General features: G+C 71.5%; 14 protein-coding genes. All 14 read left to right on the plus strand.

Features of this window, described 5'->3' with window-relative positions; all coding sequences use genetic code 11:
- Positions 1-266 precede the first annotated feature (266 nt).
- The 14 genes from DCW30_RS34975 to DCW30_RS35035 all read left to right on the plus strand — a co-directional run bounded on the left by DCW30_RS34975 (position 267) and on the right by DCW30_RS35035 (position 16756).
- Positions 267-1112, plus strand: coding sequence for a tRNA-dependent cyclodipeptide synthase (locus tag DCW30_RS34975; RefSeq protein WP_079250269.1), 846 nt, complete (start codon positions 267-269; stop codon positions 1110-1112).
- Entirely contained in the window at positions 1109-2347 is a 1239-nt protein-coding gene (locus tag DCW30_RS34980; RefSeq protein ID WP_076689774.1) for a pentapeptide repeat-containing protein, read from the plus strand. Before DCW30_RS34975 ends, DCW30_RS34980 begins: the two co-directional genes overlap by 4 nt.
- Positions 2348-2780: 433 nt before the next feature.
- Positions 2781-3683 (plus strand): helix-turn-helix transcriptional regulator, encoded by a 903-nt coding sequence (locus DCW30_RS34985; RefSeq protein WP_237283483.1) that lies wholly within the window; start codon positions 2781-2783, stop codon positions 3681-3683.
- Positions 3684-3845: 162 nt separating this feature from the next.
- Positions 3846-4118, plus strand: a complete 273-nt coding sequence (locus DCW30_RS34990) for a hypothetical protein (RefSeq protein WP_123985642.1) — start codon at positions 3846-3848, stop codon at positions 4116-4118.
- A gap of 293 nt (positions 4119-4411) precedes the next feature.
- The gene (locus DCW30_RS36945) at positions 4412-4582 is read left to right on the plus strand and encodes a hypothetical protein (protein WP_162933607.1); all 171 of its coding nucleotides are present in this window, start codon (positions 4412-4414) and stop codon (positions 4580-4582) included.
- Between the two features lie 114 nt (positions 4583-4696).
- Positions 4697-5734: an asparagine synthetase A gene (locus DCW30_RS34995; protein WP_237283484.1), complete on the plus strand. Its 1038-nt coding sequence runs from the start codon at positions 4697-4699 to the stop codon at positions 5732-5734.
- Between the two features lie 63 nt (positions 5735-5797).
- Positions 5798-7411, plus strand: a complete 1614-nt coding sequence (locus DCW30_RS35000) for a B12-binding domain-containing radical SAM protein (protein ID WP_103557561.1) — start codon at positions 5798-5800, stop codon at positions 7409-7411.
- Positions 7412-7427: 16 nt separating this feature from the next.
- The gene (locus DCW30_RS35005; protein WP_076687964.1) at positions 7428-8732 is read left to right on the plus strand and encodes an MFS transporter; all 1305 of its coding nucleotides are present in this window, start codon (positions 7428-7430) and stop codon (positions 8730-8732) included.
- A 52-nt stretch (positions 8733-8784) separates the two neighbouring features.
- Positions 8785-10044, plus strand: coding sequence for an ATP-grasp domain-containing protein (locus DCW30_RS35010; RefSeq protein ID WP_076687966.1), 1260 nt, complete (start codon positions 8785-8787; stop codon positions 10042-10044).
- 83 nt (positions 10045-10127) lie between these two features.
- Positions 10128-10973 carry a methyltransferase domain-containing protein gene (locus tag DCW30_RS35015; protein ID WP_062768029.1) on the plus strand — a complete coding sequence of 282 codons (846 nt, stop codon included), beginning with the start codon at positions 10128-10130 and terminating at the stop codon, positions 10971-10973.
- A 22-nt stretch (positions 10974-10995) separates the two neighbouring features.
- Positions 10996-12186: a cytochrome P450 gene (locus tag DCW30_RS35020; RefSeq protein WP_076687968.1), complete on the plus strand. Its 1191-nt coding sequence runs from the start codon at positions 10996-10998 to the stop codon at positions 12184-12186.
- 4 nt (positions 12187-12190) lie between these two features.
- The gene (locus DCW30_RS35025) at positions 12191-13132 is read left to right on the plus strand and encodes a phosphotransferase (protein ID WP_076687970.1); all 942 of its coding nucleotides are present in this window, start codon (positions 12191-12193) and stop codon (positions 13130-13132) included.
- A 24-nt stretch (positions 13133-13156) separates the two neighbouring features.
- Entirely contained in the window at positions 13157-15319 is a 2163-nt protein-coding gene (locus tag DCW30_RS38005) for a S66 family peptidase (protein ID WP_079250271.1), read from the plus strand.
- Positions 15320-15484: 165 nt separating this feature from the next.
- Positions 15485-16756 (plus strand): valine--pyruvate transaminase, encoded by a 1272-nt coding sequence (locus DCW30_RS35035; RefSeq protein WP_076687972.1) that lies wholly within the window; start codon positions 15485-15487, stop codon positions 16754-16756.
- Positions 16757-17037 lie beyond the last annotated feature (281 nt).

A 17037-nucleotide genomic window follows, 5' to 3' on the forward strand; every position in this document is an offset into this window, starting at 1 on the left:
CTTGCTGTTGGTTCGGCAACGTAAACGGCTCGGCAGGGAAGGTCAACGGTTTCGACGCCGTCGCAATGCCGCCGCAACGCCGAGGCGACGCCCGGTTCCGAAGGGTGTGCGGGGCCCCGACAGTGTCGCGAGGGCCGATGACGGAGCGTGAGGCGCGCGCTGGGACACAGTCCTGCTGAGAACTACTCAGTGTCACGCCTTCAGGGACTGGACAACATGTTCGTCACTGTACGTGGGTACGTTGCCCGGCATGCGCGAAGAGCCTGATGCGAAGAGTCACGATGGCCGGTGAGGTCGCGGCGAGGGCGAGCGCCCTGCCCTTCGGGGCGAGCAGTGAACGTCTCGTCCGGCGGGGAGACCACGCGCTGTTCGGCGTGAGCACGGGCAACAGCTACTTCAGTTGCCGCCGGTTGGCCGAGGCGGTCGCCTGGGCGGTGGAGCGCTTCGCGGTCGTGGACGTGGTGCACGCCGACGTGGCCCTGCAAGCGACGCTCGAAGCCTTCGGCTACGAACCGGCCGCCGCGCGCAGAAGCGCGACGAAGCAACTGCGCGGCGTGCGGCGGCGAATCGACGGCGCCCTCAAGCACGTCGGTGCGTCGGCGGAGCGCGTGCGGTCCAGGCCGCTGTCCGACTTCCTCGACCAGCCCGGCTACCAAGAGGTGCGGGCGCGGGCACGCGCGGCACTCCGCGACGACCTGGAGATGCGGTCGGTCAGGGACGACACGGCGTTCCGGTTCCTCGCCGAGCGGCTGCGCCCCGACGGCCTGCCCGCTCCCGCCCAGGTGCAGGCGGCACTGGCCTACGTGGACGCCGAGCTGCCGTTCTTCCTCGACACCCCACGGATCCTGGGCGTCGCCTCGTCCGTCCACTGCTATCACTCCGTCCTCCCGCTGGGCCGCCTGTTGTTCGGCGGGCGGCCGAAGGGACCCCATGACGCCGGTCCACATCACCGTCAACTCCCGGGAAGTGCCGCCCGGTCCGGCGGCGCGCCCGCGGGCTCCGCCACGAGCGCCCGCGCACCTCCTGCGCCCACCCGACGGGGCCGGGGGCGGGTCAAGTGGACCGGCCGGCGTGCAACCATGCGCCGCCGCGCCCGGTCCTCACCGTCATGACAGCCAAGCGAAGGCCGCGTTCCGTCACGAGTGATCGGGAGTTGCGGCTGTGGCGGGTCGGCCGGGCGCTGACCCTCGCCTTCGTCGCCGCGATCCTGGTCGCGGGCGGCGTCTTCTACGGACTGGTGGTGCTGCTCGACTTCCAAGAGATCGACTCCACCACGAAACTTGATGCCAAGACGCTCTTCGACCTGGTGAAACTCTCCTTCGGAGTGGTCGCGGGGGCCGGCGCGCTCGTCGCCCTGGTCGTCGCCTACCGCCGCCAGCGCGTCGACGAGGCGGGCGCGCACCGGGACGCCACCCGGCTTCACACCGAACGCTTCTCCCAAGCCGTCGACAGACTCGGCTCCGACTCGCCCGCGGTGCGGCTCGGCGGAGTCCACGCCCTGGCCGGGCTGGCCGACGACGCCCCCGACGACAATCTGCGCCAGACGTGCATCGATGTCCTGTGCGCCTATCTCCAGCTGCCCTTCACTCCCGACCCCGGTAGCACCGAACCGGCCCACCAGGACGAACACCACCGCTACCTGGCCCTTCGCAAGGTCCGGCACACGATCCTCGGCCTCATCGCCGACCACTACCGACGCCCGCGGGGGACCCACCGCTCCTGGCAGGGCTGCGACCTCGACCTCACCGGCGTCACCATCGACTGCGACATGGACTTCAGCGACGCCGTCTTCTCCGGCGGCGCCGTGAACCTCGGCCGGGCGGTGTTCTCCGGGGGCGTGGTGTCCTTCACCCGGGCGAAGTTCTGCGGCGGCGCCGTGTACTTCGGCGACGCGGAGTTCTCCGGAGGCTCGGTCCACTTCAGCGGGGCGGTGTTTTCCGGCGGTACGGTCCACTTCGGCGACGCGGTGTTCTCGGGTGGCGCGGTGTATTTCAGCGGGGCGGTGTTTTCCGGCGGCACGGTCCACTTCGGCGACGCGGCCTTCTCCGGCAGCTCGGTCCATTTCAGTGACGCGGTGTTCTCCGGAGGAGCCGTGCACTTCGGGGACGCGGTGTTCTCCGCCGGCACGGTGAACTTCCGCGGAGCAATCTTCTCCGGGGCCACGGTGAACTTCCGGGACACCGTGTTCTCCAGCGGCGCGGTCTACTTCAGCGGAGCGGTGTTCTCCGGAGGCGCGGTCTATTTCACCAGGGCGACGGGCCCGGCCCCCAACGGGCTCGCCACCGCCGTCGGGACGCCCGCTCCCGCGACGGTCGTCCTTGCCTCCGTCTGGCTCCCCGGCGGCTAGGGAGGGGGACGGAGGGCAGTCGTTCCGTCCGCTTCGCTCCGGCGACGGCCGGTGTCGCGGCCCGGCTCCGCCGGATCGGCCCAGAGTGGCCCGGATCGGCACGGATCGCCCTGATCGATTCGGCCAGGTCTCGACAGAAGCGGTGGCACAGGCGTATACCACCTGTCGGGAGGAATGCCTTGCTCCGGGGGAGTGATCACGCCAGTTCATGGCGGTGAGAAGCGACCCCGGGTATTTTGGCCGACATCGGTGTGGCCGATGCGTGAATCGGGGGAACATGCAGACAGGTAGTAAGGTGCGCCCACTTGCGCCCATATCGGAACAGCTCGCACCTGAAGGGGACAGTTCGCTCGCGACGTTGATCGGGCAGGACGACCTGTGTGTGGCCGTTTTCCGTCTCGTCGTCTCAGGGCCGCAGCGGACCGTCGACGACTTGTCCCGGGAATTGGGGGTCTCCGAAAAGGAGATCCGCGACTGCCTCGACAAGCTCGCGGACCTTTCCATGCTGTCGCTGCCCACGGGCGACGACGTGCTCCCGGTGCCCGTGCACCCGGAGGTCGGGCTCGCCGCCCATATCCACCGGCGCGAGGCCGAGATCGAGGCGCAGCAGCGCGAGCTGGCCGTGGCGCGCGCGGCCGCGGCCGATCTGGCCGCCGCCTATGCCGCGAGCCAGGCAGGGCGCGGCGGACGCCTGGAGACGCTGAGCGGCATGGCCGAGGTGCGGATGCGGCTCACCGAACTCAGCCGGCACGCGCGCGAGGAACTGCTCGCCTTCATGCCGGGCGGGGCCCTGAGCCAGGCCGCGCTGGACGCCAGCCGGCCACTGGACGAGCAGAGCCTCGCCTCCGGCGTGCGGCTGCGGACGGTCTACCTGGACAGTGTCCGCAACGACCGCGCCACGATCGAGTACGCGCGCTGGCTGTCCACCCTCGGCGGACAGGTGCGGACCAGTCCGATGCTGCCGCTGCGGATGCTCGTGGTGGACCGCGCCTGCGCTGTCCTGCCGCTCGACCCGGAGGAGTCCTCCTTGGGCGCCGTCGTGGTGCGGGCGCCCGGCGTGGTGGCGGCCCTGGTGGCCCTCTTCGAGACCCTGTGGGAGCAGAGCGCGCCGCTGGACGGGCGGGCGCTGGCGGGCGGGGACGTCGAGGCGCCCACCCCGCAGGAGAGCGCCCTGCTGAGTCTGCTCGCGCAGGGTCACACCGATGAGGTGGCGGCGCGGAAGCTGGGCCTGTCGCTGCGTACCGTACGGCGGATGATGGCGGTCCTCACCGCCCGGCTCGGGGCCCGGAGCCGCTTCGAGGCGGGGATGCTCGCCGCGCGAGTCGGCTGGATCTGAGCCCGGGCGGCGGTCCTCTTGCTGCCACGGCCATAAGCTGTCACCGCTGGACCGCCCGGCGGCGAGGCTGGACTGGAATGGTCGGTGGCCGTGTACGCCATTCATGTAGAAGTGTCACCGCAGTCGTCCGCGACGGCCGCGGTGAGCCTGCGTCAAGTCGCCGTGGAGACGGCTCGTGTGCCGGGCTGCGCGGTGGAGCACGTCTATGAGGCCGTGCTGCCCCACCGGAGCCGCGTGGGCGTGCTCTTCGTGACCGCGGCCTCCCCGGAGGCCGCGGGGTACGGCGTGCTCCTGGCCGTGCGCGGCCTGTTGCGCCGCACGGAGGACCACGATCAGGTGCTGCTGCGCGCGCCCGGCCCGAGCGAGCCCGCCCTGTGCCACGGCATCGTCACCATGCCCGCGGACGCCCCTCTCCGGGAGATGCCTGTCGGTTAGACCTCGCGAGTGTGCCCCGCTCCGCGGGCCGCACCCTGCGGTGAAGAACCGCTGACTGCCCGTCGACTGCCCTGTGGCCGCGGCCCGTTGCCGCCGCCCGTGGTCGGCGGCTTTCGCATGCCCGCTCACCTGCCATCCGCAACCGCACCCCCCACAGGGCCCTTTGGTGCCAACGCACCTTGCTGCCATCCGCATCCCTTGCCCGGCGGGTAGCGGGGCCGAAAACTGTTCGCACCGACAGGAACCGCTGTGACCAGCAGGTTCTTTCGCACGACCGTCAGGAGATGAGCCACATGGCACCCAGACTCGCCGTCCTGCTGACCGCCTGCGCCGCCGCTGCCGCGACGGTCCTCCCCGTGGTCTCCGCCCACGAGGGCCCGGCGGCCGGCCAGGCCACCGTGACCTCTGCGGCACCGGCCCCCGACGTGGCCGACGCCACGCCCCTCACCTGGGCCTGGGACTGACCGGCCCCGGTGCCGCAGCGTGCCGCGCCGCCGAATGAGCGAGGCACAGCCGCCCGGATCCCCGCGGCCGGCCCACATCGCACCAACCCCGCACCGATGGTCCGAGGAGGACACGTGAGCACGTACATGACCCAGACGCAGCCGCTTACCGCACCGGGCACGTGGCGCACTCCCGACGAGCACTTCGAGGTGGCCCTGACACACCCCTGGTACCGGTTGCTGCTCCGGCTGACGGACGTCATGCAGCGGGCCACCGTGGAGTTCTGGGCGGGACGTGACGTCCGCGCCGCCTACCTGCCGGTGACCACGGGGTCGATCTCCAGCCCCATGGGCCTGGGCAGCGACTCGGTGCCGGTGCGCATCGACCTGGAGGGCGTGCCGACCTACCTCGCCGACTCCATGCAGTTCCTGCTGGAGTACAGCTGCCGCATGTGGGAGAAGGGCTCGTACTACGTGATGCCCTCGTTCCGCGGCGAGGCGCCCGACCCCACCCACCTCTGCCAGTTCTACCACTCGGAGGCCGAGCTCCAGGGCGACCTGGACGCGGTGATGGAGACCGTGGAGGCGTACGTACGCCACCTCGGGAAGGCCTACCTGGACGAGATGGGACCGGCCATCGCCGAGGTCGCGGGGGACACCGCGCACATCGAGCGGCTGCTGTCCCTGAAGGCCTTCCCCCGGGTCACCTTCAGTGAGGCGGTCGACCTGCTCGGCGACACCCCCGACCTCGTCACCGAGGTGGCCGACGGCGCCAGGGCCCTCACCCGCAAGGCCGAGGCCGCGCTGATGGACAAGTTCGGCGAGTTCGTCTGGGTGACCCACTTCGACCACCTCTCCGTGCCCTTCTACCAGGCCTACGAGCCGGGTGACACGTCCCGCGCCCGCAACGGCGACCTGCTGTTCGGGATAGGCGAGACGGTCGGCGCCGGCGAGCGGCACGCCACCGCCGAGCAGGTGCGCGAGGCGCTGGCCCACCACGAGGTCGCCGAGGAGGACTACGCCTGGTACCTGCGCATGCGGGAGCTGCGGCCGATGCAGACCTCCGGGTTCGGCCTCGGCGTCGAGCGGTTCTTCCTGTGGCTGCTCAGGCACGACGACATCCGGGACCTCCAGATGCTCCAGCGGGTGAACGGCCGCCAGATCAACCCCTGAACCCCCGACAAGTCCCCGCCGCTCCGTGCCCACCCAGGAGAGTGCACCATCGACGTCGTACTTGTGTCAGGACTCGGGCCGACACTGAAGAACTCGGACTACCTCGCCACCACCATGCTGGACCGCCAGAGCGGCGACGCGAACACGGCGGCCTACCTCAAGGGCACGGACCTGGAGGACTTCGGGCTGCGGCGCCTAGGCTTCCGGCACAACGGCACGGACTACCCGCTGCTGAGACCCCGCTACTACAACGTCCCGCACCTCACCACCTTCGCCGTCCAGGAGATCCTGGAACGGGCCGGCCACCACGTCGACACCTACGACGCCACCAATCTGTGGACGGACGACCTGCCCGCCCCGGCGCCCCAGGGCGACTACCGGGCGGCGCTGCTGTCCACGAGCTTCATCTGGACCGACCGCGACCTGCGCCACGCCGTCCAGTGGATCTCCGCGACCTACCCCGGTATCCCGATCGTGCTCGGCGGCCAGTACAGCAACCTCAAGTACACCTCGCTGATGCGGTCGATACCGGAGATCGACTACATCGTGCGCGGTGACGGGGAGGAGGCCCTGCCGGGGCTGCTCACCGCACTGGAGAAGGGCAGTGACCCCGAGACGGTGCCGAACCTGGTCTACCGGCACTCCCGGGAACTGCTCGGCTACCGGATGAGCCCCTTCGAGTACCTGGACCTGGACGCCTTCCCCTCGCCCTCGCCGAAAGGCCAGTGGCGCGTCATTCCGTACGAGTCGATGCGCGGCTGCCCGTTCAGCTGCAAGTTCTGCTCGTTCCCTGCCGCGAGCCCCAAGTGGCGCTACAAGTCCGCCCAGAAGATCGCCGACGACTGGCGGCGCTACGCGGACGAGAACGGGGCCTCCTACATCTCGGCCATGGACAGCACCTTCACCGTGCCGCCGACCCGGCTGCGGGAGCTGATGCGGCTGCTGCCCGACGTCGGGGTGGGCTGGGAGGGCTACAGCCGGGCCAACGTCCTCAAGACGCCGGAACTGATCGCTCAACTGGCGGCCTCCCACTGCCAGTTCCTGTCCATCGGCTTCGAGTCGATGAGTGACAGCACGCTGCGGTACATGAACAAGAAGGTCACACGGAAGGACAACCTGCGGGCCTTCCGGCTGCTGAACGAGGGCGGGCTCGGCTACCGCTGCTCGTTCATGGCCGGCTACCCGGGGGAGCGGCCCGAGGACTTCGCGGAGACACGGGACTTCCTCTCGGAGGAGTACGCGGGGCACTTCATGCTCAGCGTCTTCAGCATCTCCGACGAGACGATGCCGCTGTGGGAGGACAAGGAGGCCCTGCGCATCGAGGTGCACGACCCCGACGACCCGGACTACTCGTGGTCCCACATCGGCATGGACGTGCACACCGCCCGGCGGCTCAACCACACCACCCTGGACCGGGTCCGCCAGGTCAACGACCGGGCCGTGCTGCGCCTCTGGCAGGCCGACTACCAGCATCTGCTGATGCCCCAGCTCGGACGCTGGGAGAACATCGCGGTCGAGAAGGCGGTCGAGCGCATCGGCATGACGCCGCGCGACCACAGCGACCCCGCCGCCGCGGTCCCGCAGATCCGAAAGCAACTGGACGTCCTGTCGCGCTACGGGGTCGCCCTGTACCCCCGCGCGGACGTCCTCAGTGACCGCCCGCTCTTCCACACCTGACAGGACTCGACCCCCCATGAACAGTCTGCGGACGCTGCGGCAGCTCCCGCCCCGTGCCAGACGCCTGATCGTGCTCAACGCGGTCAACGCGGCCGGCAGCGGCGTCGTACTGCCCCTCCTGGTCATCTACCTGCACGAGATGCGCGGCCTCTCCCTGACCGCGGCCACCGGCGCGGTCGCCGCCACCTCGGTGGGCGCACTGGTCGGCGGCCCGCTCGCGGGGTGGGTCTCCGACCGCCTCGGGCGGGTGCCCGCCGTCTGGGCCGCGCTGGTGTGCGCCGCCCTGGGAGCCGTCGGCTACGCGCTGTGCGACACCCCCACGACGGCGCTGGCGGCCGGATTCGTGCAGGGACTCGGCGTGGGCGGGGCCATCACCTGGAACGCGCTCATGGCCGATCTGGTGCCCGAGGAGCACTGGCCCGTGCTCTTCTCCGCCGACTTCGCCATGGTCAACGCGATGATGGGCATCGGCGGACTGCTCGGCGGCCTCCTGGCGGGCATGACGGACTCGCTCGCCGTCTTCCAGGCACTCTTCCTGCTCGACGCGGCGTCCTTCCTCGTCACCGGCTGGCTGGTCGCCCGGGAGGTCCGCCGGCGCCGGTCGGTGGAGCCGCCCACCGGGGAGACCCCGCCGGAGGCCGCGGCGGCCGACCAGCCCCGCAGCAGCTACCGTGCGGTGCTGGGGCACCGCTGGCTGGTCGCCCTGCTGGTCGTGGTGCTGGTCCTGTTCACCGTCGGCTACTCCCAGCTCAACTCCGGCATGCCCGCCGCCCTCTTGGCCGACAGCCGCCTCGGCCCCACCGAGCTCGGTGTGCTCTTCGCCGCCAACACCGCGGCCGTCGTCCTGGTCCAGGCGGCACTGATCGGCCGGATCAAGCAGGTCACCGCGGGTGTGGCCCTCGCGCTGCTCGCCGCCAGCTGGGCCGCCTTCTGGCTGCTGATCTGGGCGGTCACCGGCCTCAGCGGCGGCCTGGTCGCCCTGCTCGTCGGCGTCATCGCCATGGTCGTCTTCGCGGTGGGGGAGTCCCTGCTGGCCGCGACCGGGCCCACCCTGGTCAACAGCTGGGCCGACGACTCCAACCGGGGGCGCTTCAACGCCGCCTACGGCTTCGTCTGTTCACTCGGCTTCACGGTCGGCCCGCTCGTCTCGGGGCGCCTGACCGACGACGGCCACACCACGTCGATGATGCTCGGCTTCACGGCCGTCCTCGCGGTCCTGGCGCTGATCACGGTCCGTTCCCGGTTCCTGCCGAGGACACCCCTGTCCGGCCTGGAGAGGACCGGCCACGAGGACGCCGCAGAGGAAGACGCCCGGGCCTGACGGCTGTCGCAGGCCCCGTACCACCCGCACCCACCCGAAGGAGACCCCTGCCATGTCCACCCGTGTTCTCGTCTGCCGCTGGGACCCCTACATCCTCGAAGCGCTGCGCGCGGAGGGAGCCGAGGTCGCCCTCCTCTTCGACACCTTCGAGGCCGCCCACTTCCACGTCGACGAGGAGGTGCTGAAGACCCTGCCATACGTCTTCCGCATCAACAGCTTCGACGACATGGACGAACTCGGCCAGGTCGCCACCCAGCTCAAGAACGACGGCTGGCTCCCCGACCGGGTGGTGAGCCTCTCGGAGTTCAGCCAGTACGGCGCCGGCTACCTCGCCCAGCTCCTCGGCTGCGCCCAGCCCACCCTGGAGATGGCCCTCAACACCCGCGACAAGCGGGCCATGAAGCAGGCGGTGCGCGCCGCCGGGGTCACCTGCACGGACTTCGTGTCGCTGCGCACCTCCGAGGTGGCCGCGAGCGTGCGCCGCACCGCCGAGGAGATCGGCTTCCCCGCGGTGGTCAAGCCCTGCGCGGGCCTGGGCACCCTGGGCACGAGCTGGGTGCACTCAGAGGAGGAGCTGACCAAGCTCCTCACCGACCTCGGAGCCGACAACACCGAGCACTTCCTGATGGCCGAACGGCCCGTGTCCGGCGACGAGTTCCACGTCGACGCGATCTGGGTGGACGGCCGCAGCAAGGTCCTGGGCATCATGCGCTACCTGCGGCCGCGGCTGGCCATCGAGACGGCCGGCGAGAGCAACGGCTCCGTGCTGCTGCCGCGCGAGGAGTGGGCCGAACTGTACGCGGACGTCGAGGAGGCCCACCGCCGCGTCAACGACGCCCTCGGCATCCGCGAGGGCATCACCCACCTGGAGTTCTTCAAGCAGCCGGGGGAGCGCGAGGTGGTGTTCTCCGAGATCGCCTCCCGGTTCGCGGGCGGCGGCATCACCGCGACCTACCGCGCGCTCGGCGACGACCTGCGCATCGCCTGGATCAAGTCGGTGGTCGACCCCGGCCGCCCGGCGCCCTACGCGGACGGCGAGCCCAGCCGGTACGTGGGCTGGATCAACCTGGCGCCGTCCGAGGCCGGCCGGATCACCGCCGAGCCCACCCAGGCCGAGATCGACGCGTTCGACTACGTCCTGGAGACGGTGCGCCCGCACGGCGTGGGCGACGACTTCTCCGACCCCCACCCCTCCGCGTGGTGCCTGCACCTCATCTACGGGGCCGACTCCCTGGAGCAGTTCGAGGAGCGTGGCCGGGAGCTGGAGAAGGCCCTCAACAGCAGCTTCCGCACCGAACCGACCGACGCCTGACCACCCCTCCAACCCGCGCACCGCTTACCACTCAGCCTTCACCACTCACCGCTTTCCGAACCGCAGACGAGGAAGAGACGAACATGACTGAGCCCACGTACGAGAAGGAAGTCCGCGGCTACTTCGCCGACAAGGCCGAGGCCTACGACGACGTCGACCTCCAGCCCTACTGGGTCCTCTCCGACCGCCTGCTCGCCGACGCCCTCCGCGAGGACGTCATCAGCGCCCTGCCGGAGGACTTCGCCTTCCTCGACGCCGGCGGCGGCACCGGCCGCTGGACCTCCTTCTTCGCCCAGGAGGCCCCCCGGAGCACGGGCGTCCTCTTCGACCTCACCCGGGAAATGATCAAGGTCGCGGAGGCGAAGGCCGCCGAACGCGGCTTCGCCGACCGCGTCCGCTTCGTCCAGGGCGACCTGGCCGACGTGGGGGAGACGCTGCGCGGGGAGTCCTTCGACCTGGCGTTCAACTTCCACAACGTCCTCGGCTTCGTGGCGGACCCCGAGCAGACCATCAAGGACGTCGCAGGACTGCTCAAGCCCGGCGGCCTGCTGGTGTCGTTCCTGCCCAGCGTCTGGCACACCGCGTGGTTCAACATCGCCGTCGGCAACATCGACGAGGCCGAGAAGGCGCTGACCCGCCGGGGCCGGTTCACCGACACCATGCCCGACATGCACCTGTACGACGTGCAGCGCATCGAGGAGATGCACGCCGCGGCCGGACTGGAGATCGACGCGCTCTCCGGCTTCCCCAACCTCATCTACCCCGGCTACCAGGAGACCCAGCTCCACGGCTCCACCGAACAGCTCGTGGACATCCTGGCCGGCGACGACTTCGAGCGCGTCCTCGCCATGGAGAAGCGGGTCCGCAAGGCGCCCGGCATCGCGGGACGCGGCAACAACCTCTTCGTCGTCGCCCGCCGCCCCGCCTGACCGCGACAGGGAGCACACCACCATGGCCGTCGACCTGCTGTCGGAGTCCTTCGCCCGGGACCCGCACCCGCACTACACCCACCTGCGCACGACCGACCCCGTGTGGTGGGACGAGGCGACACAGAGCTGGTACGTCACCACCCACCAGGACGTGAACGCGCTGCTGCGGGACGGTCGGCTGGCCGCGCGGATCGGAGAGGGGTTCCTGGGCGACCACGACAGGCACGTCCTGGACGACGTCGCCGACATCCTGTCGTTCTTCGACTCCTGGCCGATGTTCACCGACCCGCCCCAGCACACCGAGGTGCGCTCCGCCGCCGCCCCGGCCTACCGGCCGGGGGCGGTGCGGCCACTGCGCGCGGCCATCGCCCGTCACGCGCGCGAACTGCTCGACCCGCTCGACCCGGCCAAGGCCGACCTCCTCGGCGAATTCGTCCAGCCGCTCGCCGTGTCGGTCACCTGCGACCTGCTCGGCATCCCCCACGAACGCCGCGACGTGCTCCTCGCCTGGTCGGGGGAGATCATCGGTTTCATCGGCGTGCCCGTGCTCGACCCCGGCCGGGCCGGACCCGCGCGCACCGCCATCACCGGCCTGCGCGACCACCTGGAGCAGGTCACCCTGCCCGACGCCCGGGCCGGCCGCGGCCCCGCGCAACTGCGGGCCTTCCTCGACCTCGCACCCGACCGTGCCGTCGCGCTGTTCGCGCAGATCCTCACCGGCGGCATCGAGCCGGTGGTGGCGTGCCTGGCCTCCGCCCTGCCCCACCTCCTCGGCGACGCCCGCCCGCTCCTCGACGTCTCACGGTCCACTCCGGGCCTCGCCGAGGAACTGGCCGAAGAGGCGCTGCGCCTGGAGGCCCCGTTCCACTTCGTCCCCAGGACCGCCGTGGAACCGATCGCCGTCCGGGGGCGCGCCATCGCCCCCGGCGAGCGGGTGGCGCTGGTCGTCGCCGCCGCCAACCGCGACCCGGAGGTCTACGCCGACCCCGACTCCTTCCGCCCGCCGGACCCCGCGCGGAAGGAACCGCCGCACCTGGCGTTCGGCGCGGGGCACCACTTCTGCCTGGGCGCCGGGCTCGCCCGTCTGACGCTCGCCGAAGCGGTGCGCGCGGTCGCCGACTGGGCGGGCGACACACCCGTAGGACGACTCGACGGCGAGAGGGGCCCCGGCTTCGGACACACCGTATGGAAGCGGATGGGGCTCGGGTACTGACACCATGCAGTGGACACCTCGCCTGCCCTGGCAGGCCCTGCCCGACGACCTGCGCCGCCGCGTCGAGGAGCGGCTGGGAGCACCGGTCACCGGCGTGGACGCCGTCACCGGCGGCTTCTCGGCGGGCTTCGCCGGCGTCGTGCGCACCGAGCACGGACCGGCGTTCCTCAAAGCGACCTCCGAGACGGTCAACAGCCACGGCCGTGCCCTCTACCGCCAGGAACACAGCGCCTGCCGTCTCCTCTCCGCCACCCGGGCGTCCGTGGGTTTCCTGTGGGGCCTGGACCACCAGGACTGGACGGTTCTCGCCTTCCGCGCCGTGACGGGAAGCATCTGCGGGCCGGGCTGGCCCCCCGGACAGCTCGACGCGGTCCTGCGCCTCCTGCGGGAGACCCGGATCACCGCTCCGGCCGCCCTGCCGCCGGTGACGACGCTTCTGCGGGAGGCCTTCGACGCCTGGCCGGCACTGGCCGCCGACCCGGCCTTCGACGCCTGGCCGACGGACGCCACGGGAGCCGCGCTGCTGCCCGCACAGAGGTGGGTCGCACTCGCGGAGCAGGCGCGGCACGCCTTCACCGGCGACGAACTCCTCCACGCCGACCTGCGCGCCGACAACATCCTCTGGAGCGACACCGGACCGGTCCTCGTCGACTGGGCCTACGCCTGCCGGGGAGCGGCAGCCTTCGACCCGATCTACCTCCTGCTGGAGGTGGCCCGCGTCAACGGCCGACCGCCCGAGGCGGAACTCGCCCAGGTCGTCACCGCGTACGGATGCGCCGACGAGGACGCGACCGCGCTGCTCGCCGTGTTCGGCGGCTGGTTCACATGGATGTCCCGCATGCCGCCCATCCCCGCGCTCCCCACCCTCCGCGACTTCCAGAAGGACATGGCACGGACCGCGATCGAGTGGGTCGGCGCCCGCCTGCCGGACCGCACGCAGCCGTAGCCGCCCGAGAAAAGGACCCCTTCCATGACGCAAGGCACCACACCGGGCACGGCGCCCGCTGCCGACGACGCGCTCGCGCGGGAGCTGTTCACGACCACCAGCTCACTGGCGGAGTCCCCGGAGACCAGGGGGACGGTGCTCCGCTTCCTCGGCACCCTCCTCGACCGCGGCTACGAACTGAGCCCGGCAGCCCCGGTGACCGAAGGGGACGCCACCGTCGCCTTCGTCAACGCCACGGTCACCCCGTACAAACGACTCCTCGCCGACGGGCGCCCCATCGGACGGATCTGCCACTACCAGCCCTGCTTCCGCGCCCACGGCGAACGCCCCTGGCTCTTCGCCTTCGGCATGACCGGCCTGCTCGCGGACCTGGCCGACGACGAGGACCTGGCGCGCGTCACGCAGGACAACCACCTCGCCACCCTCGCCGCCCTGAGCGACCACCGCGCCGACCGGCTGCACGTCCTCGTCGACGAGGAGGACACCGACCTGATCAAGGCGGTGACCGAGGCGGCGGACCGGCACGGCGGCACCGTGCACGTACTGCGCGACCCCGAGGTGGCAAGCCGCTGGGAGTACGGCGAGGGGTACGCGCTGCGCGGGCGCGGCGTCACCTACTACTACCGCCGCCCCGGCGTCGGCTGCGACACCGACTGCCGCCCCGACTGCCGCTGCGCCCGCTGGCAGCCGCTGTCCAACCTGATCCTCGTCGAGTCCGGCGACCGCCGGTACGCCGAGGTCGGCTTCGGCGTCGAGATCACCGCCGCCATACCGCTCGGCCCTCACGCCTACGCCCTCCCCGAGCTGGCCGACCGCGTCCGGACGGCGGAACTCGCGGGACTCGCCCCCGGCGACGCGGCCGACGCCGTCAACCTCTACCGCGCCCTGGCCCTGCTGACCGAAGCCGGGGCCCGCCCCGCCGGCAAGGGCCCCGGCTCGATCCTGCGCAAGTTCGCCCTGCGCCTGATCGACCTGCTGAACCGTACCGGCGACCGCGACGCCCTCCTCGGCGGTTTCGGCGCCACACCCGCACTGCGCGCGCTGCTGACCGAAGAGGCCGACCGGCGAGCCCGTACGCTCGAACAGAACCTCAAGCGGGCCGCCGCGGCCCTCGACAAGCGGCCCGGGACGCCCGACAGCGACCTGTGCGCCACCTACGGCCTCGCGGACGAGCAACTGGCCACACTGCGCAGCCTGCGGCGGCGGCCCCGCCGACTGCGACGCGGGGACACCGTCGCCGTGGTCTCACCGTCCTGGCAGGGCGCCGACGTCTTCCCGGCGCGAGCGGAGCGCGGCATCGCCGACGTGGCGTCCTGGTCCGGCCTGCGCGTCGGCCCGGCGGCGACACCTGACGGCCACCCGGCCGGATCGCGCCAGGCCCGCGCCGCACAGTTCAACGCCGCCCTGCGCGACCGCGACACCAAGGGCATCCTCTGGATGATCGGCGGCCTCGCCGCGACCGAACTCCTCGACCTGATCGACTACGAGGCGTTCGCCGCGAACCCCAAGGTCATCTGCGGTTACTCCGACGCCACCGTCCTGCACCACGCGCTCTACGCCCGCACCGGCGCCACCACCTTCTACGGCCCGGCCGTCCTGTCGGAGTTCGCCGAGACCGGCGGCACCCCGCCGTTCACCCGGTCCTCCTTCCTCGACCTGACGATGCACGGCTGGACCGGGGACTTCCCCCGCTCCGCGGAGGTGTACGACGAGTTCGTCGACTGGGCGGGCGAAGAACGCCCCCGAGTCGCCGAACCCGCCCCGGCACGCACCGTCCTGCGCCCCGGCACGGCGCAGGGACCGCTCCTGCCGGCCTGCGTCCCCAGCGCGCTGCAGCTCCTCGGCACACCGTGGCTGCCCGACCACCAAGGGCACGTACTCGCCCTGGAGTTCGCCAATGACGACGGCTACGGCCCCGCCCACGCCGCGCGCGACCTGTGGCAACTGCGCCACGCGGGCCTGCTCGACGGGATCGAGGGCCTGGTCATGGGCAGGCCTCGCCAGTGGTCGGCCACCGCCCGCGCGGAACTGGACCGCATCCTGCTCGACGTCAGCCACGGGTTGACCTTCCCCATCGTGACGGAATTCGAGTTCGGCCACACCGACCCCGTCCTCACGCTCCCGGTGGGCGTGCCGGTGCAACTCGCCGGAGACAATCTGCGGCTGCTGGAACCGGCGGTGCGCTGAGGCGCGGGGCCGTCCCGAGGGAGACGGCTCATGGGCCGGTGGACCGGCCTCGACTCACCGGGGCACTGGGGCCTCGCTCACCGGAGCGCTGGTCCTCGGCCCACCGGCACATCGGCCCACCGGTCCACCGGCACATCGGCCCACCGGCTCATTGAAGGAGAACAGATGCGACTGTCGCCGATCGGAACACGGATGGCAGGTCTCTCCGGCCTGCGCAGCATCATGGAGGACGTGGCGGCCAGCACCGCGGACACCTCTGCCGAGGAGTGGCTCAACCTCAGCATCGGCAACCCGGCGGCCATCCCGGCGGCCGGAGCGATGTGGCGGGAGGCGCTCACGCGGGCGCTGGAGGAGGACTTCGACGCGGTCTGCGGCCGCTACGGCCCCTCGCGCGGCAGCGCCGGCCTGATCGAGGCCGTGAGCGCCTACTTCCACCATGCCTACGGCTGGGACCTGGGCCCGGAGAACGTGGTGGTCGGCCCCGGCAGCCAGATGGTGTGCTTCGCGGCGGCAGCGCTGTTCTGCGGCCCGGAGCCGGACGGCGCCCACCGGCGGCTCGTCCTCCCCATGGTCCCGGACTACACCGGCTACCAGGGCCTGTGCATGCACGAGGACGGCATTGTCGGCGTGGCCCCGCAGATCGTCGAGGACGGCGAGCACGGCTTCCGCTACGCCCTCGACCTCGACGCGCTGGCTCGCCTGGACGGCATCGGCATGCTGCTGATCTCCACCCCCGGCAACCCGACGGGCCGTGCCATGGACCGGGCCGAGCTGGACGGTCTCATCACCTTCGCCGAGGCACGCGACATCCCGCTCGTCATCGACCATGCCTACGGTGCGCCCTTCCCCCGCATCGGGGAGGTGCCCGTCGAGCCGGTGCGGCACCCACACGTCGTCAACTGCTTCTCGGCCTCCAAGGCAGGCATGCCCGGCGAACGCGTCGGCTTCGCGATCGGCGACCCGCGGTACGTCGGTGCGATCGCCGCGTTCCTCTCCAACTCCGTCCTGCACGCGGCCCAGTTGCCGCAGGCGGCACTTGCGACGACGCTGCGCGAAGGCACCTTGGACGAGGTGACCCGCGACGCCATCACTCCGTACTACCGGGGCAAGCGCGAGCTGATGGACGCCCTGCTCATGGAGCAACTGCCGCCGGACATCGCCTGGCGGAGCCACTCCGGCGCAGGGGGCATGTTCGCCTGGGTATGGATCGACCATGCGTGGTTCGACGACGTGGAGCTCTACCGGCGGCTGAAGGAGAAGCGCGTCTTCGTCGTCCCCGGCCGCCACTTCTTCGTCGACGCGACGACCACGGCCCTCCCACGCGGCCACGCCACCCGCTGCTTCCGGATGAGCCTCAGCGCCCCGGAGAAGACCCTGATCGACGGCGTCTCACGGGTCGCGGAGACGCTGGAGGAGATGCGGGCGGAGGCGAACTGAGACCTGCGGCTTTGCGGGGCTCGACGGGGGTCGGTGCTGGGGACTGCGCCCCGGCGCGGCCGACGCGGAGGCCTGTGCGTCCGGCACCGCCGACGGCACGCTGACGCCCAGCCGCGAGCCGTCCCTCGATGCCCGGACCCGTCGGTGCGGTGGGCGGGTGGCCTCGATGCGGGTGGCCGCGTTCGCGGTGGCCTCCACGCTGCAGGCGCTGATCCTCGACGAGGGAGCGGCCTCGCCCCACCCGCTCCGCTGTGACAGAACGAAGACGTCGCGGGGGGTGG

It is taken from the genome of Streptomyces alfalfae (assembly GCF_004127445.1).
Classification (GTDB): domain Bacteria; phylum Actinomycetota; class Actinomycetes; order Streptomycetales; family Streptomycetaceae; genus Streptomyces; species Streptomyces alfalfae.